General features: G+C 60.6%; 16 protein-coding genes. 11 read left to right on the top strand and 5 right to left on the bottom strand.

The window, feature by feature from the left end:
• Nucleotides 1–5: 5 nt before the first annotated feature.
• The 9 genes from DWW73_RS04115 (at nucleotide 6) to larD (ending at nucleotide 15,358) form a co-directional block, all read left to right on the top strand.
• Nucleotides 6–2,771, top strand: a complete 2,766-nt coding sequence (locus tag DWW73_RS04115) for a YhgE/Pip domain-containing protein (RefSeq protein ID WP_233509118.1) — start codon at nucleotides 6–8, stop codon at nucleotides 2,769–2,771.
• Nucleotides 2,772–4,961, top strand: coding sequence for a YhgE/Pip domain-containing protein (locus DWW73_RS04120; RefSeq protein ID WP_117778826.1), 2,190 nt, complete (start codon nucleotides 2,772–2,774; stop codon nucleotides 4,959–4,961). It abuts the gene before it with no gap.
• 200 nt (nucleotides 4,962–5,161) lie between these two features.
• Complete coding sequence (locus DWW73_RS04125) at nucleotides 5,162–6,145, top strand: DMT family transporter (protein WP_117778827.1); 984 nt, start codon at nucleotides 5,162–5,164, stop codon at nucleotides 6,143–6,145.
• A 116-nt stretch (nucleotides 6,146–6,261) separates the two neighbouring features.
• Entirely contained in the window at nucleotides 6,262–7,563 is a 1,302-nt protein-coding gene (locus DWW73_RS04130) for a M20 family metallopeptidase (protein ID WP_199413462.1), read from the top strand.
• A 3-nt stretch (nucleotides 7,564–7,566) separates the two neighbouring features.
• Nucleotides 7,567–8,064: an MFS transporter gene (locus DWW73_RS04135; protein ID WP_255413119.1), complete on the top strand. Its 498-nt coding sequence runs from the start codon at nucleotides 7,567–7,569 to the stop codon at nucleotides 8,062–8,064.
• A 304-nt stretch (nucleotides 8,065–8,368) separates the two neighbouring features.
• A complete protein-coding gene (hisS, locus tag DWW73_RS04140) occupies nucleotides 8,369–9,682 on the top strand; it encodes a histidine--tRNA ligase (protein ID WP_117778828.1) in 1,314 nt (437 codons plus the stop codon).
• Between the two features lie 258 nt (nucleotides 9,683–9,940).
• Nucleotides 9,941–12,754, top strand: coding sequence for a phosphoenolpyruvate carboxylase (locus DWW73_RS04145; protein ID WP_369833029.1), 2,814 nt, complete (start codon nucleotides 9,941–9,943; stop codon nucleotides 12,752–12,754).
• Nucleotides 12,755–13,299: 545 nt separating this feature from the next.
• On the top strand, nucleotides 13,300–14,577 hold the full coding sequence (gene larA / locus DWW73_RS04150) for a nickel-dependent lactate racemase (protein WP_117778829.1): 1,278 nt from the start codon (nucleotides 13,300–13,302) through the stop codon (nucleotides 14,575–14,577).
• Nucleotides 14,578–14,626: 49 nt separating this feature from the next.
• A complete protein-coding gene (gene larD, locus DWW73_RS04155) occupies nucleotides 14,627–15,358 on the top strand; it encodes a D/L-lactic acid transporter LarD (RefSeq protein WP_117778830.1) in 732 nt (243 codons plus the stop codon).
• 310 nt (nucleotides 15,359–15,668) lie between these two features.
• Here larD and DWW73_RS04160 read toward each other — a convergent pair whose 3' ends face one another.
• The 4 genes from DWW73_RS04160 to serB all read right to left on the bottom strand — a co-directional run bounded on the left by DWW73_RS04160 (nucleotide 15,669) and on the right by serB (nucleotide 18,671).
• Nucleotides 15,669–16,208, bottom strand: a complete 540-nt coding sequence (locus DWW73_RS04160) for a TetR/AcrR family transcriptional regulator (protein ID WP_117778831.1) — start codon at nucleotides 16,206–16,208, stop codon at nucleotides 15,669–15,671.
• Nucleotides 16,209–16,210: 2 nt separating this feature from the next.
• A complete protein-coding gene (locus DWW73_RS04165; RefSeq protein WP_117778832.1) occupies nucleotides 16,211–17,128 on the bottom strand; it encodes a LarC family nickel insertion protein in 918 nt (305 codons plus the stop codon).
• Nucleotides 17,129–17,138: 10 nt separating this feature from the next.
• The gene (gene larB / locus DWW73_RS04170) at nucleotides 17,139–17,921 is read right to left on the bottom strand and encodes a nickel pincer cofactor biosynthesis protein LarB (RefSeq protein ID WP_117778833.1); all 783 of its coding nucleotides are present in this window, start codon (nucleotides 17,919–17,921) and stop codon (nucleotides 17,139–17,141) included.
• A gap of 114 nt (nucleotides 17,922–18,035) precedes the next feature.
• Nucleotides 18,036–18,671 carry a phosphoserine phosphatase SerB gene (gene serB, locus DWW73_RS04175; RefSeq protein WP_117563673.1) on the bottom strand — a complete coding sequence of 212 codons (636 nt, stop codon included), beginning with the start codon at nucleotides 18,669–18,671 and terminating at the stop codon, nucleotides 18,036–18,038.
• 256 nt (nucleotides 18,672–18,927) lie between these two features.
• Here serB and aspS point away from each other — a divergent pair, with 256 nt between their 5' ends.
• Nucleotides 18,928–20,715: an aspartate--tRNA ligase gene (gene aspS / locus DWW73_RS04180; RefSeq protein ID WP_117778834.1), complete on the top strand. Its 1,788-nt coding sequence runs from the start codon at nucleotides 18,928–18,930 to the stop codon at nucleotides 20,713–20,715.
• A 305-nt stretch (nucleotides 20,716–21,020) separates the two neighbouring features.
• Here aspS and DWW73_RS04185 read toward each other — a convergent pair whose 3' ends face one another.
• Complete coding sequence (locus tag DWW73_RS04185) at nucleotides 21,021–22,037, bottom strand: LacI family DNA-binding transcriptional regulator (RefSeq protein WP_117778835.1); 1,017 nt, start codon at nucleotides 22,035–22,037, stop codon at nucleotides 21,021–21,023.
• Between the two features lie 375 nt (nucleotides 22,038–22,412).
• On the opposite strand from DWW73_RS04185, the gene DWW73_RS04190 reads away from it, so the two are divergent.
• A complete protein-coding gene (locus DWW73_RS04190) occupies nucleotides 22,413–25,421 on the top strand; it encodes a glycoside hydrolase family 2 TIM barrel-domain containing protein (protein WP_117778836.1) in 3,009 nt (1,002 codons plus the stop codon).
• Nucleotides 25,422–25,423 lie beyond the last annotated feature (2 nt).

Consider the following 25,423-nt stretch of genomic DNA (forward strand, 5'->3'; position numbering starts at 1 on the left):
CAAGCGTGAGTCTCGGCAGCAAACTATCCAACGCAAAGGTCTCCTTTGCGATATTCAAGCGCGACATTAAGCGACTTCTTGTGAACCCCGTCGCCTTGGTGGTTACCCTGGGCGTGTGCGTTATCCCCTCGCTGTATGCCTGGTACAACATCGTGGCAAACTGGGATCCGTACGGAAACACCCAGGGTATCAAGATTGCCATCGCCAACAACGATCAGGGCACTCAGAATGACTTGGTGGGCGAGCTCAACGCGGGCGACAAGGTCGTCGATCAGCTCAAGGAGAACGATCAGTTGGGCTGGACCTTCGTCGATTCGGCGGCCGATGCCAAGGAGGGCGTCGAGAGCGGTGAGTACTATGCGGCCATCGTAATCCCCAAGAACTTCTCGGATAACCTGGTCTCGATGCTCGACGGTAACTACCATCAGCCCAAGCTTACGTACTACGTCAATGAGAAGAAGAGCGCTATTGCACCCAAGGTTACCGACACCGGTGCAAACACCATCGAGCAGCAGATTAACTCGGAGTTCGTCTCCACGGTGGGTGAGACCGTTGCCAGTATTGCCAAGGATGCCGGAGTCGATTTAAAGGACAAGGCAACCCAGGCTCAGGATTCGTTGGCCGGTTCGGTATCAGAGGCTTCTGACACGTTGGGCGAAGTGCGCGATTCGATTGGCGACATGAATGCCGCCATCGATAAGACGAGTGGTTCCATTGCCTCGGCAGATGCAGCACTTGCCGGTCTGCAGGGTCAGGCGCCGTCGCTGACGCAGGCGATCTCCCAGGGCAACGACCTGCTGGGCGAGGCTCGCGCCACGGCGGGTAACTCTGTCGCCTCGCTCTCCAAGGCGCTCTCGGAAGGCAGCCTTGCGCTCACCAAGACGTCAGCCTCCGCGAACGCTGCGATTGGCAAGCTGACGGGCACGATCACATCTACGACCACCCGCATCGACAACTCGCTCGAGTCTCTCCAGGCGACGATCGACCACAATAAGGCCGTTATCGGGCACTTGGAAATTCTCGTCAATGACACGTCGACAGGTTCCAAGGAAATTGACGCGCGCATTGTATCGACCATCGGTTTGCTCCGCGAGCAGAATGAAAAGCTTCAGAGCATCAAGGACGGTCTGTCTGCACAGTCGAGCGCCATGGCGAATGACGCCGCGGCTGTCTCGGGTGCCAGCGACGCTATCAATAACGCAATCCAGACCGGTGCGACCAACCTTGGCCAGGCCCAGACGGACCTGGGTCAAAACGCGCTGCCGAAGGCCTCGAGCGCGCTTGATTCATTTGCCGCCGTCTCGGGTGATCTGACGGGAATCGTGTCTGGCCTCACGCCTACTATTGCAAGTGCGCACGGTACACTTTCGCAACTCAACGCTACGCTCGGTCAGGCCAAGACCACGCTGTCCCAGACCGACGCCTCGCTTGCCAAGGTCCAGGACAAGCTCGCCACCGCCGCCAACGACATCGCGGCGCTGCAGACCTCCGAGTCCATGGGCGAGATGGCCGACCTGATGGGCGTCGACGTCGATGACGTTGCTGACTTCATGGCATCTCCGGTCGAGCTGACCTCCAAGTCGATCTATCCGGTTAAGAGCTTCGGCTCGGGCATTGCTCCTTTCTACACCAATCTGGCGCTTTGGGTGGGCGGCTACGTGCTCATCGCCATTTACAAGCTCGAGGTCGATCGCGAAGGCGTTGGCAGCTTTACCGCGCGTCAGGGCTACTTTGGCCGCTGGTTGCTCCTGGTGATTCTGGGCGCGTTGCAGGCCATTATCGTTACGGTGGGAGATCTGGTTATTGGCGTACAGTGCGTCAGTCCGCTCCTATTTGTGCTGGGCGGCATCGCCATCTCATTTACGTACGTCAACATCATTTACGCGTTGTCCACTACGTTTAAGCATATCGGCAAGGCAATCGGCGTCATTCTTGTCATCGTGCAGATCCCGGGTTCGTCGGGCATGTATCCCATCGAGATGATGCCCGGCTTCTTCCAATGGCTGCATCCGCTGCTGCCCTTCACCTATGGCATCAACCTGCTGCGCGAGACCGTCGGTGGCATGTATTCGTTCAACTATCTGTTTAACCTGTGCATTCTGGGCGTGTTCTTGATCGTGGCGCTCTTTATCGGCCTGCAGCTGCGTCCGCTGCTGCTCAACCTCAACCTGCTCTTTGATAAACAGCTTGCCACGACGGGCCTCATGATTTGCGAGTCCAACGATATGCCGCGCCAGCGTTACTCGCTGCGCACGGCCATGCGCGTCATGCTCGATTCCGATTCGTACCGTCGTGAGCTGCTCGACCATGCGGTGACTTTTGAGCACCGTTACCCCTACTACATCAAGGGTGGATTTGCCGCCGTGGTGGGCGTACAGGTTCTGCTCTTTGTGCTGTCGACGGTTCTCGACTTGGACAACAACGGCAAGATCATCCTGTTGGTCATCTGGATCATCTCGGTTATTGCCATTTGCGGCTGGCTCATTAACATCGAGTACATTCGCGCGAGCCTCAATACCCAGATGCGCATCTCGGCGCTCTCGGACGAGGACCTGCGTCGCGAGATGCGCGAGCACACGGCCGCCATCCCGGCTGCTCGTCGTATGTTTGGCCTCAATGCCAGTGAGCGTGGCTCCAAGGACGGCGACCAGTCCACGGGCCGCTTGCCGCATATCGGCTCGCACCAAAAATCTCAGGGCACCGATAGCGCTGCAACAAATGATGGGGGCACTGCCCCGCTCGGAAAGCATTCCAAAGGAGGTGAGGCATAAATGAAGAACATCCTGCACCTGTTTAAGCGCGATGTCCAAAACGTGTCTCGCTCCGTGATCGGCATGATCGTCGTGATGGGCCTCATCATCGTGCCGTGCCTGTACGCGTGGTTTAACATCGCCGGCAGCTGGGACCCGTACGGCAATACCGGCAATCTTAAGATCGCCGTGGTCAATACCGATGAGGGTTACGAGAGCGACCTGATTCCCGTCGAGATCAACGTGGGCGAAAACGTGACGGCGACCCTGCGCGGTAACGAGAACTTTGACTGGGTTGTCCTCAACGATCGTGACAAGGCTATCGAGGGTGTTAAGTCGGGCGCATACTATGCCGCCGTCGTTATCCCCAAGACGTTTAGCGCCGACATGATGACGCTTTTCTCGACCGACGTGAAGCACGCCGACATCGAGTTCTACGAGAACCAGAAGGCCAACGCCATCGCCCAGATCGTGACCGAAAAGGGTTCGAGCGCCGTCCAGAGCCAGGTGAATGAGACCTTTACCAAGACCATCACGACCATCGGTCTAAAGACGGTGTCCAGCTTGCTCGACTACATGAGCACCGACCAAGTCAGCAACTTTATCGCCAACCTGTCCTCGACGCTGGGCGATTCGGTCGAGGACCTGCAGGACGTTCAGGCCAATGCTTCGTCGCTGGCGGGCATTTTGAGCTCTACATCCGATTCGTTGACGTCGGCGAGCGGTATGCTCAAGCAGACGGGCACCGTTGATGAGTCGACGAAGCAGTTGATGGAGCACGCCGAGAGCGGCATTAGTGATTCCAAGGAAGCACTCAAGGCCGCCAACGACGCCATCAACGCCGCGATTGACGGAAGTGCGGGCTCGTTTGACAACGTGTCCGCCGAGCTTGCGAAGGCATTCGATGCCGCGAACCAGCATGTCAACGTTACGGTGACCCAGCTCAACGAAGCCGCGTCGGCACTCGAATCGCGTGCCAAGGAAATCGACGACACGGCCGACCAGCTCCGCAGCTTTGCCGATCAGGTGAGTGACGAAAAGCTCCGGGACAGCCTCAAGTCTGTGGCTACATCGCTGGGCAGGATCGCGACGGAGTATCGTAACAACGCCAAGGACCTGAAGGCAACCGCAAAGTCCCTTTCCGACAGCATGGCAGAGGTCAACAGCACGCGTGCCGAGGTCGACCAGGCCATCGCCGATGCCAAGGCGGGCATCTCGGGCGCTAAGTCTGACTACGACTCTACGTTCTCGGTTAAGGCCAAGGAGCTCAAGAAGACTATTTCGGGCGTTTTGGATTCGCTCAACGGTATCTCGGGCGACCTGGATAGCGCTGTTGCCGGCCTGACCGACGCATCCGGTTCGCTGGCAAAGGGTCTCTCCAAGGCCGCAAAGCTGGTCAACAAGGCTTCCGATCAGCTGGGCGAGGCGTCGGACAAGATCAGCGCGTTCAAGGACGAGCTCGACGGCGCCCTGATGTCGGGTGACCTGGCGACGATCAAGACGATGATCGGCAACGACCCCGAGGGCCTGGCCGTGTCGCTTTCCGGCCCCGTCGCGCTCGACCGCAAGCCGGTCTATCCGATTCGCAATTACGGCTCTGCCATGGCGCCGTTCTACACGATTCTGTCGCTCTGGGTCGGCTCGATCGTACTGGCGGCCATGATGAAGGTCTCGGTCGACGATGAGCTCATCAACGAGCTCATCCCCGTACGCCTGCACGAGATCTATCTGGGCCGTTACCTGTTCTTTGGCGGTTTGGCCCTGCTGCAGGCAACGCTCGTGTGCGCGGGCGACATTCTGTTCTTTGGCATTCAGTGCGACAACCCGCTGCAGTTTGTGCTGGCGGGCTGGGTCGCGAGTCTCGTGTTCTCCAATATCGTCTACACGCTTACGGTTTCGTTTGGCGATATCGGCAAGGCACTCGCTGTCGTGCTGTTGGTCATGCAGGTCGGCGGTTCGGGCGGCACGTTCCCCATCGAGATGACCGGCCCCGTGTTCCAGGCGATCTATCCGTTCCTGCCGTTTACTCACGGCATCAACGCCATGCATGCCGCCATGGCTGGCGCCTACCATATGGAGTACTGGGTTGAGCTGGGTATTCTGGCGAGCTATCTGATTCCGTCGCTGGCCCTGGGCGTCGTCTTCCGCCGCCCGGTCATCAAAGCCAACGACTGGATCATCGAAAGGCTTGAAAGCACGAAGCTTATTTAGTGCAGCAGCGTGACATTGACAAAACATCGAGGTTTTCTGTACCGACGCTTTAGCGTAGTGAATTGCGTGGGTTGCTTGGTTGTTGCTACAGTAGCGGGGCGTGCCGGGGGTCCGGTGCGCCCTGTTTTTATTTGACCATGAGGCGGCATGCGGTCAAGCGCGTGCGGACACCACGCCCAGATTGAGCGCGAGGATGCCCTATGCCCCAGCATGTCACTGACAATATCGAAATGATGCCCGATAGCCCTGTTGCTCGCGAGGACCTGGGTGCGGGCGGCGCCTCCCGTGGCGCCGGTGCTCGTTCGCCGTTGTTCTGGAAAGTTCTACTGCTTTCGGTGGCGATTATCTGGGGCTACTCCTTTACCACTATGAAGGACGCGCTCGACACTATTCCGGTGTTTGAACTGCTCTACGTGCGCTTTCTGCCTGCGGCGTTGGTCATGTTTGCCATCTTCCACAAGCGCATCATCGCGCACCTCAACGCCCGCAACCTTATCGTCGGACTTGGAATGGGCGCACTTATGTGGGCCGCCTACGCTCTGCAGACAGCCGGTCTGGCGCACACCACGGCGGGCAAGAACGCTTTTTTGACGGGCACTTATTGCATTCTGGTTCCGTTCGCGAGCTATTTCCTAAGCGGCGAAAAGCTCACTCGTTACAACTTGGGCGCCGCATTGCTCTGTCTAGCGGGCATTGGCCTGGTGGCGCTCGATAGCGTCGAGTTCAACATCGGCGATGCCATTACGCTGGGCGGCGCGGTCTTCTTCGCCATCCAGATGGCGGTGACCGCCAAGTACGGTCGCAAAATGGACATCAACGTCATCACGTTTTGGATGTTTGTGGGCAATGGCGTGCTGAGCCTGATCTCGTCGCTGCTATTCGAGACCCAGGCGCCTCTGTCCGTGTGGACGCCGAATTTTATCTGTGTGATGGCGTTTCTCTCGGTGGGCTGCACATGCGTGGCTCTGCTCATCCAAAACGTCGGCCTGGCGCATGTCCCGGCTTCGACGGGCTCGCTGCTCCTTTCGATGGAGTCGCCTTCGGGCGTGTTGTTTTCGGTGCTGCTGATGGGGGAGGCGCTCACCTCGCGCCTGCTCGCCGGCTTTGTGCTTATCTTCCTGTCGATTATCTTGAGCGAGACTCACTTCGATTTTTTGCGTCGAAAGCCGCGCCCGCAATTGTAAACAACTTGTTGCGCCGCCCTCCTGGGGCGGCATTTTTTATGCCTCGCCCTTAAAGTTGTACCTTGCGCTTTACGCTATCAAAGTGCTTACTGCAAAAACGTTACTGGAGGGCATTTATGGCACTAGCTCAGTCCGATCTTCAACCGCAATCAGCGTCCAAGGCCACCGTGGCGGCGCAGGCCGCTATCGGTGACGGTCTTGTTGCAGAAGCTCAGGCGTTTGCCAACGAGCTTGCCACATGGCGCCATGATCTCCATCAAACGCCTGAGCTCGGTAACAACCTTCCGCAGACGTCCGCCTTTATCCAGGCGCGTCTGGACGAGATGGATATTCCCTATGCCGTGCTTGTTGACGGCTCCTGTGTCGTTGGCCTAATCGGTGCCGGCGCGGCAGCTGCTGCTCGGGGTAACGGTACGTGCACGGACAAACAGGCCGGTACGGTCATCATGCTCCGTGGCGACATGGATGCCCTGCCTGTTGCTGAAGAGTCAGGCGAGCCTTTCGCCTCTACGAACGGCTGCATGCACGCATGCGGACACGATATGCACGCGACGGCGCTGCTTGGTGCGGCGCGCCTGCTCAAGGCCCGCGAGTCCGAGCTTGTCGACGCCAACGCCACGATTAAGTTGCTGTTCCAACCGGGCGAGGAAACCTTTGAGGGTGCCCGCGCCGCCATCGCCGACGGTCTGCTGCAGAACCCGCGTCCCCAGGCCGCCTTCGCCATACATGTCAATAGCCAGTCGCCGCTTGGCCTGGTGCTCTACGGCAGCCCGGCGCTCTCGGGCGTGTACGGTTTTCGCATCACGCTTCAGGGCAAGGGCGGCCATGGCTCGAGCCCCGAGATCTGCATCGACCCCATCACGGCCGGCGTGCATGTGCACCTGGCGCTTCAGGAGCTTATCTCTCGCGAGGTGCCGGCGGCCAAGGAGGTCGCGCTTACCGTTGGCAAGTTCGCCGGCGGTCAGGCCGCAAATGTCATCCCCGACACTTGTGTGCTCGAGGGAACGCTGCGTGGCTTCGACGTCGAGCTCATGGAGCACCTCAAGACCCGCATCGCGGAGGTCGTCAAAGGCGTTGCCACGACCTATCGTACGCCGGCGACTATCGAGACACTCTCGGATGTTCCCCCGCTCGTACTCGACGACGGCATGACGCAGGCGTCGCTTGGCTACGTGGGCGCGGTGCTGCCCAAGTCCGCCTTCCTGCCGCTGTTCCACGCCATGGCGAGTGAGGACTTCGCGTTGATCTCGAGCGAGATCCCGAGCGCGTACTTTACCGTGGGCGCTGCTGTGACTGATACGGACGAGCATTTTGCTCAGCATCATCCCAAGGCACGTTTTAGCGATGCCGAGCTTCCCCTTGGCGCCGCGGTTTATGCCGCCGTCGCTTTGGGCTATATCGCTGACCACAAGGAGTAATCCATAGCCCAGCAGCATAAATTCTTCTCCGGTTGGCTCGTCGTGGCCTCCGGCTTTGTCATCATGGCCACGGTCGTTATCGCCAAGATTTCGCTCGGCGCGATCTATGACCGTTTTGGCCTGCGCTTTGGCAATATCCTTGGCTCCGTTGCGTGCATTATCGCCTGCGTGGCGTTGTGCTTCCCGACGACGGACCTCGGTCCCATCGTGGCCGCGGTGAGCTTTGGTATCGGAACGTGCATGGGCACCATCACGCCTACCATCGCCGCGTCCAAGCAGTTTGGCATGGCCGACCTCGGCAAGGTCACGGGCACCATTACCTCGCTCGAGATGGTTGGCGGCACGGTGGGCGCCATCGTCTCGGGAATACTGTTCGATGCCACGGGTGCCTTTACGAGCACATGGATCGTGTGCCTGGCGTGCTCGGTGGCAATGCTGGTGTTCCTGCTGGCGTCTGAGCCCATCGCGGCTAAGCTGCGCGCGAGCGTGGCGGGGGAGTAGGGACGACGTCGCTCGTAGCTCTTTGCCCCGTTTTGTCCGTGGCTGCCTTGGAAGCCGAATGGATGCTCGTACCGTCATTCGGTTTCCCATGCAGCCACGGGCTCAAGAGATGACCCGAAGTCTTTCCGTCCAACGGATTTTGTGATCCGAAGAGGCGGAAGGATTGCAGATTGCACACCGCGGCGGTGCATCTGGCCGAACGAGTCCCCATACCCTCGTTCGGTCAGATGCACCGCCGCTGTTTGTGTTTGTGCCGTATAATGACCACTACCTATGACGCGATACAAAAGAAAGGTGTTTGCCCATGCAGGCACAGAAGGCGGAGGGAACCCGCGACCTTATCGGCGCTGAGATGCGCGCCTGGCAAAAGATGCAGCAGATTGCTGCCGGCGTGTTCGAGCCGTTTGGCTTTAAGCCCATCGAGACGCCCGCCATCGAGCAGGTGGACGTGTTTGTCCACGGCATCGGCCAGTCGACCGACGTCGTGCGCAAGGAGATGTTCCGCGTGTTTAGCGGCGCCAACCTGGAGCGCGTCTTTACCGAGGGCACCGATACCAAGCTCAAGCCCAAGCAGCGCCTGGCGCTTCGTCCCGAGGGCACGGCTGGCGTGGTGCGCGCCGTCGTGGAGAACAACTTGGTGCCCCAGGGCTCCACGCCGTTTAAGGCTTACTACGCCGAGGCCATGTTCCGTGGCGAGCGTCCCCAGAAGGGCCGCTTGCGCCAGTTCCATCAGGTGGGCATCGAGTGGCTCGGCGCTCCCGATCCGGCGGCAGACGCCGAGTGCATCATTATGCTCATGGAGTTTTACAAGCGCCTGGGCTTCGATCTGTCCAAGCTCCGTCTGCTCATTAACTCGATGGGCGATGCCCAATGCCGTCCGGCCTATCGCGAGCAGGTTAAGCAGTTCATTCTCGACCACGCCGATGAGATGTGCGACGAGTGCCGCGAGCGCGCCGAGCTTAACCCGCTGCGCGCCTTCGACTGCAAGAACGACCACTGCCGCGAGATCATGGCCGACGCCCCGCTGATGGGCGACAACCTGTGCGATGAGTGCCGCGAGCACTACGAGCAGGTCAAGCGCTATCTGGACGTCGCCGGTATCGAGTACGTCGAGGATCCCACCCTGGTGCGCGGCCTGGACTACTACACCCGTACCGTCTTTGAGGTCGAGGCCCCTGGCGCCGGCGTCGGCTCCATCGGTGGCGGCGGCCGCTACGATGGCCTGGTCGAGCTCGAGGGCGGCAAGCCCACGGCCGGCGTCGGCTTCGCCGTCGGTTTTGAGCGCGCCCTGCTGGCCCTGCAGGCCTTTGGCAGCGACCTGGGCGCCGAGGAGACCCCGTGTGTCTACGTCGCCAATGCCGGCAAGGAGTTGCGCCAGAACGTCTTTGCCATTACGCAGGAGCTTCGCGCCGCAGGTATCGTGACCGAGGCAGACTATCAGGGTCGTTCGCTTAAGGCTCAGTTTAAGCAGGCCGACAAGGTGGGCGCTAAGCTCATTTTGGTCTTGGGCGGCGACGAGCTTGCCGCCGGCAAGGTCAAGGTGCGCGACATGGAGAGCCATGACGAGGCCCTCGTCGATCTGGCCAACGTGGTCGAGGCGGTTCGTGAGCGCCTGTAGCGCATGATTTTTGAGCTGTGGACTCACTAAAGCGCTCAGCTCATTGAGAGCGATTGTTACGGGGGTGTTTCGCATTTATGCGGAATGCCCCCGTTTGCATATGCCGCCCACCGAGAAATACGACCATTTGGGGCAAAAAGCCTTGCAATGCAGAAAATACTTTTGTGTGGTAAAGCGCAATCAGCGTCGAAAGTTTTTGCCGAGTGCCTATAATAAATACCGCATGTTACGTGCATAGAAGGAGGAATGGGAGGAAACGTGGCTGAGAACCTAAGCAACCAGTCTGTACCCGAAGCCGCGGCGCGCGTCGCTGCCGTGGTCAACCGCCTCGTTAACCGAATCGGCTCGAATGCCGAATCCAAGGAGCGTCTCGCCGAGATCGAGATCCCCGAGGAGCTGCGCGACAATCTGGCGCTGTTCTTGCGCCTGGAGCGCCGTGTGCTTAGCGAGTATGATCCCGAGATCGCGGACCTGTTCGACAAGATTTTGACAGCCGAGATTGTGGCCAATGCCGGAAACCCCGGCACCCGTGCTGCCGACGAGTCCGTCGACGAGCAGGGCGTGCCCACTGCCGACGAGCCCACCGCCGTGGCGTTTCGCGAGGTCGTTGATCTGATCGACAGCCTGCCGCTCGATAAGCAGCAGGTTATCGTCCGCGCCTTTACGAGCTTCTTCCATCTGGCAAACCTGTCGGAGGAGAACTACCGTGTGGCGCAGCTGCGCGAGCGCGAGGCCGGCGCATCGACCGATACCGAGGTCGATCCCGCCAACGAACTCACCGTCGCCTATCACCAGTTGGTAAACGAGATGGGTGTCGAGGGCGCCAACGAGCTGCTCGGCAAGCTTGAGTTCCACCCTGTCTTTACAGCACATCCCACCGAAGCCCGTCGCAAGGCCGTCGAGGGCAAGATTCGCCGTATCTCCAACCTGCTGGAGGAGCGTCCGCGTCTGGGCGGCTCCGACCTGGTGGAGAACGAGCGCCATATGCTGCAGGAGATTGACGCCCTGGTGCGTACGAGCCCCATCGCGCTCAAGAAGCCCACGCCGGTCGAGGAAGCCGATACCATCATCGACATCTTCGATAACACACTGTTCGACGTTATCCCCGTCATCTATCGTCGTTTTGACGACTGGGTGCTGGGCGACAAGGCCGGTACCGTGCCGCCGCTGTGCCCGGCGTTCTTCCATCCCGGCAGCTGGATCGGTTCCGACCGCGACGGTAACCCCAATGTCACCGCCAAGGTGAGTCGTGAGGTCGCCGCCAAGTATTTCACCCATATGGTGCTCAAGCTCGAGGACAAGTGCCGCCGCATCGGCCGCAACCTCACGCTCGAGGCCACCTACAGCAAGCCGTCTGCCGAGCTCATCAACCTGTGGAACCATCAGGTCGAGATGAGCACCCAGTACACGGCACGCGCCGAGCTGATCTCCGAGCACGAGCCGCATCGCGCCGTCATGCTCGTCATGGCAGACCGACTCAACGCCACCGTCCGTCGCATCACCGACACCATGTACCACAGCGCCGATGAGTTCCTGGAGGACCTGCGCGTCGTCCAGCGCTCGCTGGCCGCCTGCGGTGCCGTCCGTGCTGCCTACGGCCCGGTCCAGACCATCATCTGGCAGGTCGAGTCCTTCGGCTTCCATATGGTCGAGATGGAGTTCCGTCAGCACTCCGTGGTGCACGCTCGCGCCCTCAAGGATATCCACGAGAACGGTATCCATGGCGACCTGCAGCCCATGACGCGCGAGGTCATCGATACCTTCCGCGCTATCGGCTCCATCCAGAAGCGCTACGGCAAGAAGATGGCGCATCGCTACATCATCTCGTTTACCAAGAGCGCCCAGCATGTGGCCGACGTCTTTGATCTGGCCCACCTGTCCTTTGCACACGAAGAGGATGTCCCCGAGCTCGACGTGATCCCGCTGTTCGAGCAGCTCGAGGACCTCGAGGGCTGCGTCGACGTGCTCGACCAGATGCTTACGCTGCCCGTGGTGCAAAAGCGCCTTGCCCAGACCAACCGCCGCATGGAGGTCATGCTGGGCTATTCCGACTCCTCCAAGGACGCCGGTCCTACCACGGCCATGCTCGCGCTGCACTCCGCGCAGGAGCGCATCGCCAAGTGGGCCGAGAAGAACGATATCGACCTGGTGCTCATGCACGGTCGCGGCGGTGCCGTGGGCCGTGGCGGCGGCCCGGCCAACAAGGCCGTGCTGGCTCAGCCCAAGGGTTCGGTCAACTGCTTCTTTAAGCTCACCGAGCAGGGCGAGGTCATCTTTGCCCGTTACGGCAACCGCACGCTGGCCCAGCGCCATGTTGAGTCCGTTGCCGCCGCAACGCTTTTGCAGTCGGCCCCGAGTGTCGAGAAGACCAACACCGAGACCACGCAGAAGTTCTGGGATATGGCGGAGAAGCTCAACGCAGTAAGCCATGAGCGCTATCTGGACCTGTTGAACACCGAGGACTTTACACCGTGGTTCTCGACCGTGACGCCGCTGACCGAGGTCGGTCTGCTGCCGATCGGCTCGCGTCCCGCCAAGCGCGGCCTGGGCGCCAAGTCGCTCGACGACCTGCGTACCATTCCGTGGATCTTTAGCTGGAGCCAGGCGCGCATCAATCTGGCCGCTTGGTACGGCCTGGGTACTGCCTGCGAGCAGCTTGGCGACCTTGATCAGCTCAAGGCTGCCTACCAGGAGTGGCCGTTCTTCCGCACCTTTATCGACAACATCGAGATGTCGATCGCTAAGACCGACCAGCGCATTGCCAAGATGTATCTGCACCTGGGCGATCGCCAGGATCTGTCCGAGAAGGTCTTCACCGAGATGCAGCTCACCCGTAAGTGGGTCCTTGCCATCGTCGGTGACGAGTGGCCGCTACAGCGCCGCCGCGTGCTTGGCTGCGCTGTCCGCGTGCGCAACCCCTACGTCGACGCCCTGTCCATCGCCCAGGTCCGCGCCCTTCGCGAGGTGCGTATGAACCAGGACGAGATGGCCGAGGAGAAGAAGGCCGAGTACATGAGCCTGATTCTTTCGACTGTGACCGGCGTCTCGGCAGGATTGCAGAACACGGGGTAATCGATAGCCCTGTGGCTCTCACCGGGACCCGACGGGTTTCCCTCTGAATGCGTCCTCGCACTTGAAGCCCCCTTATCCTGCTCCTTCGGAGCTGCGGATAAGGGGGCTTCGTGCTGCGGAATGCATTCAGAGGGAAACCCGTCGGGTCCCTTCGTCCTCGGTCTTCGGGGATTGGGGCTGAAGGGAATAAAGCGCGCTTCGCGCTTAGTGTGGAGTGCGGCGAGGGCTTCTTGCGTCCTGCGGAGTGTGCCTAAAAGTAAACTGATGGCGGGCCCTGCGATGTCCGGTCTTCGACGGATTACTGCTGGGGAAAAGATAACGCGCTTCGCGCGTTTTGGATGGGGTCTATCCTGGTGGCGCATTTGGCGCTTCTCGCCTTACGACTGTGGCGGCCGCGGTCCTGTTTGGGATCGCGGTCGTTTTGTTGTGGGTCAAATATGAACGTTGTGTTAATGAGTCGGTAGACGGTGGTGTTTTTCGGTGAGCGGCGTATCCTTCCAACGGTTTATCTAGTGTGTCAGTTGAAAGGAAGAGGGCGCTCGTCATTGTTTGAATGTGAACTGCCGTTTGACCACAAGACGTTGCATCTTGAACTCGAGGATAAGAACTTCGCGGGTGTGATGGAAGGTCATCAAAACGAGTTTAAGACCACGAAATCGCAGGAAGAGCTGGTTGAGGAGTCGCTTGCCAACCCTTACGGCTCGCCTTCGCTCGAGGAGCTTTGTGCTGGCAAGAAGGATATTGTCATCATTAGCTCAGATCATACGCGTCCCGTTCCCTCGCGTGTGACGATGCCCATTCTGCTGCATCACATTCATGCCGCTGCGCCCGAGGCGCGCGTTCGTATTCTGGTTGCAACTGGCATGCACCGTCCGTCGACGCACGAAGAGCTCGTCAACAAGTACGGCGAGGAGATTGTTGCGAACGAGGAGATCGTCATGCATGTCGCGACCGACGACAGCATGATGAAAAAGATCGGCACCCTGCCTTCTGGTGGCGAGTGCATCATCAACAAAATCGCTGCCGACTGCGATCTGCTGCTTGCCGAGGGCTTCATTGAGCCGCACTTCTTTGCCGGTTTCTCTGGCAGCCGCAAGTCTGTCCTGCCTGGCATCGCCAGCTACAAGACCATCATGTACAACCACAACGGTCAGTTTGTGAACGACTCCCATTCGCGTGCCGGCAACCTGTGCCACAACCACGTGAGCGAGGACATGTTCGCCGCTGCCGAGATGGCGCACCTCGCCTTCGTGCTCAACGTAGTGCTTAACGGCAAGCACGAGGTCATTGGCTCCTTTGCCGGTGACATCCACAAGGCACACGAGGCTGGCTGCGAGTTCGTGAAGAGCCTTGCCGGTGTTGAGCCCGTCGAGTGCGAGATTGCCATCACCACCAACGGTGGCTACCCGCTCGATCAGAACATCTACCAGGCCGTGAAGGGCATGTGCGCTGCCGAGGCCACGCTTCCCGAGGGCGGTGTGATCATCGACGTCGCCGGTTGTGCCGACGGTCACGGCGGCGAGGGCTTCTATCACAACATCGCTGACAACGATCCGGCGGAGTTTGAGCGCGCCTGCATCGATCGTCCCAAGGACGAGACCCTGCCCGACCAGTGGACGAGCCAGATTTTCGCCCGCATCCTGGCGCATCACCCTGTGATCATGGTTACCGACCTGTGCGATCACCAGATGCTCAAGGATATGCACATGACGCCGGTCAATACCATCGAGGAGGCGCTCAAGCTTGCCTTTGAGATGAAGGGCGCCGATGCCAAGGTGGCTGTCATTCCCGATGGCCTGGGCGTTGTCGTTGCGCAGCACTAGCGCGTGGCTTAAACGAATCGTTTATAACCGACAAGAAAGATAAGGTTTTATGCTTACCAAACTCCTCTGCGAATTCGGCGCTACGGCCCTCATGATCGTCTTTGGCGTGGGCGTGCACTGCGATACTGTGCTCAAGGGCACCAAGTATCAGGGCTCCGGCCATATGTTTGCCATCACCACCTGGTCTTTTGGCATCTCGGTCTGCCTGTTTGTCTTTGGCGGCGCCGTGTGCATGAACCCGGCCATGGTGCTTGCCCAGTGCATCGTAGGCCTGGTGCCGTGGAGCAGCTGCATCCCCTTCATGATTGCCGATATGCTCGGCGGTTTTGTGGGTGCCGTAATCGCTTGGTTGATGTATGCCGATGAGTTCAAGGCTTCCGAGGGCGTCGTCGACCCCATTGCCCAGCGCAACATCTTCTCGACCAACCCCACCACCGAGGGCACGAACTATGCTCGTAACTTCTTCTGCGAGGCTATCTGCACCTTCGTGTTCATCAGCGCCATCCTTGCTGCTGCTAGCCGCGCCGGCGAGAACGTTCTGATGCTCGCCATCTGCGTCGGCCTGATCGTTTGGGCTGTTGGCATGGGCATGGGCGGCATCACCGGCTTCGCCATGAACCAGGCACGTGACCTTGGTCCTCGCATGGCCTATCAGGTGCTGCCGATTAAGAACAAGGCCGACAACAACTGGAAGTACGGCCTGCTTGTTCCTGGCATCGCTCCGTTTGTCGGTGCCGCTCTGGCCGCGCTGTTTGTGCATGGTTTCTTGGGCATGTTCTAGTCCAAGACAATTGATATAACGCCCGGGTCCGGCATAGGTTATCTTTCCGCCGCGTCCTCGGACATGCAAGAAGCTCCCGCTGCGCACTTCGTGCGGCGGGAGCTTCTTGCGTCCTGCGGAGTGCGGCGGAAAGTTAACCTATGCCGGACCCTGCGGGAATCCAGTTGCGTTCGAACAAGCAACCAACATATATATCTGAATTTGGATGTGGTGGGCACTTTGTTGTTAGGCGCTTTGAGGTGCGAGTGACACTTTGGGATGCGTGGCGCCTTGGGGTGGGGCGGTGCTTTGGGATGAGAGGCTTACTTACTTAGTTGAAGAGGGGTTTTATGGCTGATAGGTAGTCTTTGGCTACGTCCTCTTTTGGGGCTTGGAAGTTGTGCCAGGCCCACCATTGGACCATTCCTACGAAGCTTGAGGCTATGTGGTGTAGTAGGAAGCTTCGGTCCATGGTGGCGGCGGGGCCGTTTGGGTCGGTGGGGACGGTTTCGGCTGCTCGTGACATGATGGTCTTGCGTAAGCAGTCGGCGAAGACGCGTGAGCCGGCGCCGGCTACGAGGGCTCGTACGCCCTGGCGGCGTTCCCAGAGGTTGTTGAGGATATGCTCGACTTGTACGAGCGGATCATCGAGCGGTGTGCCATCGTCGTCGAGGGCGTGGGTGCAGATGTCGCTCACGAGTTCGGACAGTAGGTCATCTTTGCTCTTGAAGAGGCCGTAGAACGTGGCCCGACCCACATGGGCGCGAGCGATGATGTCGCCGACGGTGATCTTGCCGTAGTCCTCCTCGCGAAGGAGCTCGGAGAATGCTGCAACGATGGCGGCGCGGCTTTTTTCCTTGCGGGCATCCATGGCTATGCGTCCGCGTGAACGAGCAGGCAGCGGAGCGTGCCGGAGCAGCCCTCGTAAGGGCGCTTGCCGGCGCCGTAGCCGACGGCCTCGATGTGGTAACGGACCGGCAGGTGCTCGGACGTGCGCAGTGCGGCGACGACGGCAGCGCCCGTGGGCGTCACGAGCTCACCAGCGACCGGTGCAGGCGTGAGGGCGATATTGCCCGCCTGACACAGGTTGACGACAGCGGGGACGGGAATGGGCATAAGGCCGTGGGCGCAACGGATGGTTCCGTGGCCCTCGGAGAGCGACTCGACCACGATATCCTCAATACCCAGATCGTCGAGGCAGATGGCAACGGAGCAGACGTCGACGACGGAGTCGACGGCGCCCACCTCATGAAACAGGACGGTGTCGGGCGTTTTGCCGTGAGCCTTTGCCTCGGCATCAGCGAGTACGGAAAAAATGGCGAGGGCGCGACGCTTGGCGCCATCGCTTAGCTGCGAGCCATCGATGATGGCGGTGACGTCCGCCAAAGAACGGTGGTGATGGCCGTGGGCGTGATGGTGACCCTCGTGGCCATGACCGTGGCCCTCATGGTCATGCTCGTGGCAGTGCTCGTGTTCGTGCTCGCCATGATCATGATGGTGGTGCTCATGCTCGTGCGTGTGCTCGGCAGCTGCTTCGTTGCCGTAGAGCCAGGCCATATCGTGATCGTGGTTCTCGAGCTCCTCTGCAAGCTGGACGTCGAAATCGCAGGCGTTGATGCCATGCTTGCTTACGCGTGTGACGGCGATCGTAAAGCCGTCGACCGGCAGCGTGGCGAGCTGCTCGCGCAGGTGCTCCTCGCTGGCGCCTAGGTCGAGCAGGGCCGCGACGGTCATATCGCCGCTGATGCCCGAGGTGCCGTCGATGATAAGCGTGTGCTGATGATTGGACATGGAATGCTCCTTAACGGGCGCAGGGCGTGCCGGCGCTCAGATGATTGATAAGACTTGCCTGGTAGGCGGCGCCAAAGCCGTTGTCGATATTGACGACCGAAACGCCGCTGGCGCAGGAGTTGAGCATGGCGAGCAGTGCGGCCATGCCGCCAAAGTTCGCGCCATAGCCCACGCTGGTGGGGACGGCGATGACCGGACAGCTCACAAGGCCTCCGATGACGCTCGCCAGGGCGCCCTCCATGCCGGCGATGGCGATGACCACCTGCGCCTGGGCAAGTTCCTCAGCATGAGCGAGCAGGCGGTGCAGGCCGGCGACACCCACGTCGTAGAGGCGATCGACCTCGTTGCCGTAGAACTCGGCCGTCAACGCGGCTTCCTCGGCAACGGGCAGGTCGCTCGTGCCGGCGCAGGCGACGACGATGCGTCCGTTGCCGTTGGGGGAGGGCTTGCCACCCACCAGGGCGAGCTGGGCGTCCGGGACATATCCCAGGTCGATGCCGTTGCCGAGGAGCTCCGAGGTGCGGGCTGCCTTTTCGTCGTCCAGGCGCGTGACCAGGATGCGCTCCTGGCCGGCATCGAGTAATGCTTTGATAATGGCGGCAATTTGCTCGGCGGTTTTACCGGCGCCGTAGACAACTTCGCCGGCTCCCTGGCGCACCCCGCGCGAAAGGTCGAGCTGCGCAAAGCCCAAATCGGCGGTCGGAGCCGTCTGGATGCGCGTGAGGGCGTCGGCAGGGGTGACTGCTCCGCCGGCAACATCGCTCAGCAGCTGCTCTAGATCTCGCTTATCCATATATGTTCCCTTCGACGGCGCAAAGTTTAGCACTCAAAGGGTATGTTTCCGAACACTAAGACAGAATTGTTCGGAAACTATAGGACAGACTGATTCAATTGCTAGACGGATTGGCTAGTCGCGCAGGATGATGTCCATGGCGAGCATCAGATTGCGCTCGTCGATGGCAAACGGGGCGGCCTCGCGCGTCTTGGGCTTGGCACAAAACGCGATGCCCGTGCCCGCGGCCTGAATCATGGGGATGTCGTTGGCACCGTCGCCGATCGCGACGGTGTGGGCCATATCGACGCCGCACTCAACTGCCCAGTCCAGCAGCTGGATGAGCTTGGACTCCTTGGTCACAATGTCGGCAGCCAACTTACCGGTGAGCTTGCCGTCCACGACCTCCAGACGATTGGCCAGGCAAAAGTCGATGCCCGCGGCGGCCACGATCTTATCGGCGACTTCGTGAAAGCCGCCGCTCACCACGCCGACCTTCCAGCCCTTGCTGTGTGCCGAGCGCACAAGCTCCAACGCGCCGGGGGTAAATGTCACGCGCTCAAAGGTGCGCTCGAACACGCTCTCGTCCAGGCCGGCGAGCAGCCCCACGCGCTCCTCGAGCGCCTGCTTAAAGTCAAGCTCGCCGCGCATGGCGCGTTCGGTGATCTGTGCCACCTGCTCGCCCACGCCGGCCTCTTCGCCCAACAGGTCGATGACCTCCTGGTTGATGAGCGTGGAGTCGATATCCATAACGATGAGGCGTGCAGTCATGGCGGGCCTTTCCGAGTGCTGTTTTATTGGGGCATATTGTCGCACGTGACGAGCGCGGGCGGGTGTCGCGGCGCGTCAATTGTTTCGTCTCCGTCAAGTCTTTGGGCAGGAGCCACTTTTTCGCAGCACATCGACGCGAGTGCGATAAGATAGAACGCCATGTCTGGCTGCGCGGTTTACGCAGGCTGGGCAAATCTGTACGACGCCGCCCGGAACGACACGGGGCGGCACAGATCCATAAAGGAGGATCACTGGTATGAGCCAGACCCGTCCCATCGATGAGCATTCCATGCACACCCGTACCTGCGGCGAGCTTCGCAGCGAGAACGTGGGCGAAGAGGTCACCCTCACCGGTTGGGTGAGCCGTCGCCGCGACCACGGCGGCCTTATCTTCTGCGACCTTCGCGACCGTGAGGGCATCACGCAGCTCACCTTCGACCCCGAGCACTCCGACGGCGACGCCTTTAAGATCGCCGAGACCATGCGTCCCGAGTGGCCCATCAAGATTCACGGCGTCGTGCGCGCCCGTGGCGAGGAGACCACCAACACCAAGCTCGCGACCGGCGAGATCGAGGTCCTGACCGACCACGCCGAGGTGCTCAACACATCCGTCACCCCGCCGTTCCAGATTGAGGACGGCATCGAGACCAGCGAGGACACCCGTCTGCGCTATCGCTATCTGGACCTCCGTCGTCCCGAGATGATGGCCAACCTCAAGCTGCGCTCCGACTTTACCTTTGCCATTCGCGAGGCGCTGCACAACCGTGAGTTCATGGAGGTCGAGACGCCCTCCCTGTTCAAGTCCACGCCCGAGGGCGCCCGCGACTTCATCGTTCCCAGCCGCATCCAGCCGGGCAACTTCTACGCCCTGCCGCAGTCCCCTCAGCTCCTGAAGCAGCTGCTTATGGTCGGTGGCGTCGAGCGCTACTACCAGGTTGCCAAGTGCTTCCGCGACGAGGACTTGCGTGCCGACCGTCAGCCCGAGTTCACCCAGGTCGATATCGAGATGTCCTTCGTGGACCAGAACGACGTTATGAGCGCGCTCGAGGAGGTCCTGGCCGACGCCTTCGGCCGCATGGGTGTCGAGATGCCCACGCCGCTGCGCCGCATGGACTATTGGGAAGCCATGGACACCTATGGCTCTGACAAGCCCGATACCCGCTATGGCATGCACCTGGTCGACCTGACCGACATCTTTGCCAACTCCAAGTTCAAGGTCTTTGCGACTGCCGCAAACGAGGAGGGCTCCGTCGTCAAGGCCATCAACGCCAAGGGCGCCGGTGCCTGGGCTCGCGCCAAGATCGATAAGCTCGCCGGTGTGGCCTCCACGTTTGGCGCCAAGGGCCTGGCCTGGATCGCATTCCGCGAGGACGGCTCCATCAACAGCCCCATCGTCAAGTTCTTCTCGGACGAGGAGATGGCGGCTCTGCGCGAGCGCATGGGCGTCGAGCCCGGCGACCTTGTGATGTTCGCCGCCGGTCCGCGCCTGCTCTCCGACGAGATCCTGGGCGGCATGCGTTCCCACATGGCCAATGCGCTCGAGATCAAGCGCGAGGGCCACGACTTCCTGTGGGTCGTCAACTTCCCGCTGTTCCACTGGGACGAGGATCGCAAGGCTTACGCTGCCGAGCACCAGCCCTTCACCCTGCCGACCGAGACCGACATCGCCAAGATCGAGGCCGACCCGCTGGCGGCCGGTTCGTGCACCTACGACTTTGTCATGGACGGCTTTGAGGCCGGCGGCGGCGGTATGCGTATCCACAACGCCGAGATGCAGATGTCCATGCTCAAGCTCCTGGGCTTTACCGAGGAGCGCGCCGAGTCGCAGTTTGGCTTCCTCATGGAGGCGCTCAAGTTTGGTGCGCCCCCGATGGGCGGTTTCGCTCTGGGCCTGGACCGCGTGTGCATGCTGCTCACCGGTTCCGACTCCATCCGCGACGTCATGGCGTTCCCCAAGACGGCCAGCGGCTCCGACCTCATGTCGGGCGCCCCGAGTGCCGTTAGCGGCGCCCAGCTCAAGGACGTCAGCCTGCGCCTGATGTAGGCAAGCGGCTACATATTGCCCGTAACGAGGGAGGGACACGTGCCTTCCCTCGTTTTTTATACGCCGAGATTGTGAGGGCATGGGATGACCGGGCGTTGCGGAAAGTGCGTCCCGGAATCTGCGTCCAGAACGGGTCGCGCTTTCCCAAAGGGGGTCCTCTGGGAAAGCGCGACCCAGAATTCGGCAAAATAATGGGACACAGTTTCCGCTTGAGCGGTCTAACGGAAACTGTGCCCCAGAATGAGCGCTCAAAACGGGGCAGGCTTTCCGCAACAACTGTCTGGCGAAAAGCCCGGCCCAGTTTCCTACAGCGAGTCTCTCTGAACGAGCTGCATGTGCATCACGGAGGTGGTGGGCTCGGCGCCCTTGATCATGTCGAGCGCAATGTTGGCGGCCATGTGGCCTTCTTCGCGCAGGGGCTGGCGGACGGTCGTGAGTGCGGGGACGCTGCGCGCCGCAATCTCGTGATCGTCGAAGCCGACGACAGAAACGTCCGCCGGAACGGATAGGCCTGCCTCGTTGAGTGCGGTGATGACGCCAGCCGCGATACGGTCCGATCCGCAGAGCACGCCATCGAAAGCAATCTCGCGCGCGAGGATCTGGTGCATGGCCTGATAGCCGTCTCCGCTGTTCCAGCCGGTATAGATAACGTTTGCGCCTGGGAGGTCTTCGCCCAGGACGGTGCGGTAGCCGCGCAGGCGGTCGACAACAGCGGGGTTGTCTTGCGGTCCCAACACGGCGACGATATCTTTGCGCCCGCGATCTTTCATAGCGAGTGCCGCAAAGCGTCCACCCTCTTCGTCGTCAGAGTAGACTGTCGAGAACACATCGCGATAGGGGTGGCCCTCGAGCTGGCCGCACAACACGGTGGGTACGCCCAGCTCGCGCAGCACCTCGAGCAGCTCGCTGCCCTTGTAAGGGGAGACGTCGATCACGGCGTCGAACGAGCGGCGCTCAAAGTGCTCGCGTGCGCGGTTGCGCTCATGCGTAGAAGACGCCTGCAAGATAACGGGCAGATAGGATGACTCCGACAGTTCTTCGGTAATGCCGCTCAAAAACTCGCTATAGGTGGGGTCGCTGAAGAGTTCACTCAGGGGCTCGGTCACGAGCACGGCGATGATTTCCGTGCGTCCGACAGCGAGCGCTCGGCCACGAGCGTTGGGGACAAAATTGACTTTCTTGGCCGCTGCGCGGACGCGCTTTTTGGTTTCCTCGCTAATGCGGGGCGAATCGTTGAGGGCGCGCGATGCCGTGGAGCGCGACACGCCGGCAGCTGCGGCAACCTCGGCAAGCGTAGGTGCGGTGCGAACTGGTTGGGTCATGGCGTCTCCTGGAAAATGCGGTCGATGTTGTCACTGATACGGGCTGGTGCGGATAAAGCTTACTATAGTGCGCCTGAACAGCGTTCATGATATCCGGCCACTGGTGGCATTTCACGTTCAAGCTGCTGTTGAACATGGCTTGCACGGGTGGGGCATAGATGGGCGCGGCCGTTGTCAGCCGCCTGGGAATGCTGTTTTGCGCTGAGTTTCGATACTCAGGGTGACATAAGTGTCGTGGTTGTACAACCGGTTGCACCGTTAACCCGACCAAATCGACCGTTCAGCGGACAACCGGTTGCACAGTTTTTTGCATCGCCCGTAAGATAAGGACAACCGGTTGCACAAGAATCACTAAGATGACGAAGGAGCATCACCATGGACGCCATTAACGATTGGGAAAACCAGGCGCTCACCCACAGGAACCGCCTGGCACCCCATGCGTACTTTATGGGTTACGAGACCGCCGATCTCGCCGCTACGTACAGCCGCGAGCTGTCGCGCGGGTTTGTCCAGCTGTCCAGCTCGTGGCAGTTCCGCCTCTTTGAGGGGCCTGCTGCCGTCTCCAACGAGAACCTCTCCACGTATAAGCCCGAGTGGGATCACGTGGAGGTTCCACACCTGTGGCAGGTAGATGGCTATGGCAATCTTGCCTATACCGACGAGGGCTTCCCGTTCCCGGTGGATCAGCCGTTTGTTCCCTCCGATGACCCCACGGGCGTTTACCAGCGCATCGTCAACCTTCCCGCCGTTCCCGCCGGCGCTCGCGAGATTATTCGCTTCGACGGCATCGAGAGCTATGGCGAGCTGTACGTCAACGGCCAGTTTATCGGCATGACCAAGGGCTCGCGTCTGTCCGCCGAGTTCGACGTGACCGACGCGCTCGTCGAGGGCGACAACCTGTTTGCGGTCAAGGTCCTGCAGTACAGCGATGGCAGCTATATCGAGGATCAGGACATGTGGTGGGCTTCGGGCATCTTCCGCGATGTGTACCTTATGCAGCGTCCCGCCGCGCACCTGGTCGACTTTAGGTTCCGCACGCACCGCGAGGGCGATGCCGCTCTGATCACGCTCGATACGGTGGCCGAGGGCGCTACCCGCGTCGTGTTTACGCTCAGCGATGGCGAGAACGTGGTCGCTACGGGCGAGTGCGTCGACGGCCATGCCGAGTGCAGCGTTGCCGATGCCCACTTCTGGAATCCCGAGGACCCCTTCCTCTATGACCTTACGTTTGAGGTCTACGACGGTGACGAGGTCAGCGAGTACGTTCCGCATCGCCAGGGCCTTGCCGAGGTGACGGTCGAGGGCAATCATATCTACCTCAACGGCACCTACTTTAAGATGCATGGCGTCAACCGCCACGATCACGACGATCACAAGGGCCGCGCCGTGGGCCTCGATCGCATGCGCCGTGACCTGGAGCTCATGAAGCGACACAACATCAACGCGGTGCGCACCTCTCACTATGCCAATGACCCGCGCTTCTACGAGCTGTGCGATGAGTATGGCATCATGCTGGTCGCCGAGACCGATATGGAGAGTCACGGCTTCGAGAATATCGGCAATATCGCCCTGGTCACCGACGACCCGGCATGGGAGCCGGCCTACGTCGACCGCATTGAGCGCCTGGTGATGCAGGAGCGCAACCACGCCTGCATCATTATGTGGTCGATGGGCAACGAGAGCGGCTATGGCTGCAACATCCGCGCGATGTACGCCAAGGCTCACGAGCTCGATGATCGTCCGGTCCATTACGAGGAGGACCGCAACGCCGATACCGTCGACGTCATTTCCACGATGTACTCCCGTGTGTCGCAGATGAACGACTTTGGTGAGCATCCGTTCCCCAAGCCGCGCATCAACTGCGAGTACGGCCACTCCATGGGCAATGGCCCCGGAGGCCTGTCCGAGTACCAGGAGGTCTTCGATCGCTGGGATTGCATCCAAGGCCAGTTTATCTGGGAATGGTGCGACCACGGTTTGGCTGCTGTGACCGAGGACGGCGTTGCTTACGATATGTATGGTGGCGACAACGGCGATTACCCCAACAACAGCAACTTCTGCATCGATGGCATGGTGTTCCCTTGGCAGCAGCCGAGCCCGGGCCTCACTGAGTATGGCCAGGTCATCTGCCCGGTTCGCATGGCTTATGACACCGAGGCGGGCGAGCTGACCGTCACGAACAAGCGCTGGTTTACTACCCTCGAGGATGTCTGCCTGTCGGCGGAGACCCTGGTAGACGGCGATGTAGTGTGCCGCAAGACGCTTATGCCCGGCGCGGTGGCTCCCGGCGAATCCGTCCAGCTGCCACTGGTGATTCGCGAGGCCGCGGTAGGCGAGACCCTGCTGACCGTGCGCGCCTACACCATGGCGGCTCACGCCTGGTGCGAGCCGATGTTCCAGCTGGGCGCAAGCCAGTTTGCCATCGCAAACCATCCGGCGCCGGCCATCGCCGCCCCCGCTCGTCCTGAGCTTACGGTCGAGGAGACCGAGCAGGAGATCCGCATTCACTCCCTCAACGGCGAGCTGACCTTCAGCAAAGTCAACGGTACCGTGAGCGAGTGGAAGGCATCCGGCCGCGACGTAATGGCCTCTGGTCCCCAGGTTGGTTTTTGGCATCCGCTCGTCGACAACCACGCTCAGGAGTATGACTCCCTGTGGAAGGACAACTTCATCGATGTGATGCAGACGTCTACCCGCAAGGTTTCTTGGAAGCAGGACGGCAATGCGGTCGTCGTTACCGTGAGCCAGCGTATCGCTCCTCCCGTCCGCGCGTTCGGCATGCGCGTCGAGCTCGTCTACACCGTGCTTCCGAGCGGTCGCGTCGACCTCAAGGTTTCCGGCGAGCCCTACGGCGATTACTCGGATATCATCCCGCGCATCGGCATCTCCTTCGAGGTCCCCGGTTGCAATCGTGCCGTCGAGTGGTATGGCCACGGCCCGGGCGAGAACTATCCGGACTCGCTGCGCGCCAACCCGGTCGGTCATTACCGCACTACGGTCGACGACATGTTTACGCCCTACGTTATGCCTCAGGACTGCGCCAACCGTGAGGGTACCCGCTGGGTTGCCCTGCGCTCCAGTCACGGTGACGGCGTGTTGGTGACTCGTCCGGCTGATGCCGCCTCCAACCCGTTCTCGTTCTCGGCATGGCCCTATAGCTGCGAGGCAATCGATAACGCCAAGCACGTCTACGACCTTGTCAAGGGCGATACGGTCACGGTCAACATCAACGACCAGCTGCTCGGCCTTGGCTCGAACTCTTGGGGTTCCGAGGTACTCGATTCCTACCGCACCCGTTTTGAGAGCTTCAGCTTTGAGGTGTCCCTGCGACCGCTGACGTCTGCCGATCTGGCTCAGGCGCTGGCACCCATTAAGGAGGCATAAGT

Source organism: Collinsella sp. AF16-8 (assembly GCF_003462695.1).
GTDB lineage: Bacteria > Actinomycetota > Coriobacteriia > Coriobacteriales > Coriobacteriaceae > Collinsella.

Coding starts and splice junctions, on each gene's coding strand:
- DWW73_RS04130 (WP_199413462.1), top strand. CDS start 6,262: ATGGCACTAGCTCAGTCCGATCTTCAACCGCAATCAGCGTCCAAGGCC.
- larD (WP_117778830.1), top strand. CDS start 14,627: ATGCTTACCAAACTCCTCTGCGAATTCGGCGCTACGGCCCTCATGATC.
- DWW73_RS04185 (WP_117778835.1), bottom strand. CDS start 22,037: ATGACCCAACCAGTTCGCACCGCACCTACGCTTGCCGAGGTTGCCGCA.
- DWW73_RS04125 (WP_117778827.1), top strand. CDS start 5,162: ATGCCCCAGCATGTCACTGACAATATCGAAATGATGCCCGATAGCCCT.
- aspS (WP_117778834.1), top strand. CDS start 18,928: ATGAGCCAGACCCGTCCCATCGATGAGCATTCCATGCACACCCGTACC.
- DWW73_RS04160 (WP_117778831.1), bottom strand. CDS start 16,208: ATGGATGCCCGCAAGGAAAAAAGCCGCGCCGCCATCGTTGCAGCATTC.
- DWW73_RS04120 (WP_117778826.1), top strand. CDS start 2,772: ATGAAGAACATCCTGCACCTGTTTAAGCGCGATGTCCAAAACGTGTCT.
- larB (WP_117778833.1), bottom strand. CDS start 17,921: ATGGATAAGCGAGATCTAGAGCAGCTGCTGAGCGATGTTGCCGGCGGA.
- DWW73_RS04165 (WP_117778832.1), bottom strand. CDS start 17,128: ATGTCCAATCATCAGCACACGCTTATCATCGACGGCACCTCGGGCATC.
- DWW73_RS04190 (WP_117778836.1), top strand. CDS start 22,413: ATGGACGCCATTAACGATTGGGAAAACCAGGCGCTCACCCACAGGAAC.
- hisS (WP_117778828.1), top strand. CDS start 8,369: ATGCAGGCACAGAAGGCGGAGGGAACCCGCGACCTTATCGGCGCTGAG.
- serB (WP_117563673.1), bottom strand. CDS start 18,671: ATGACTGCACGCCTCATCGTTATGGATATCGACTCCACGCTCATCAAC.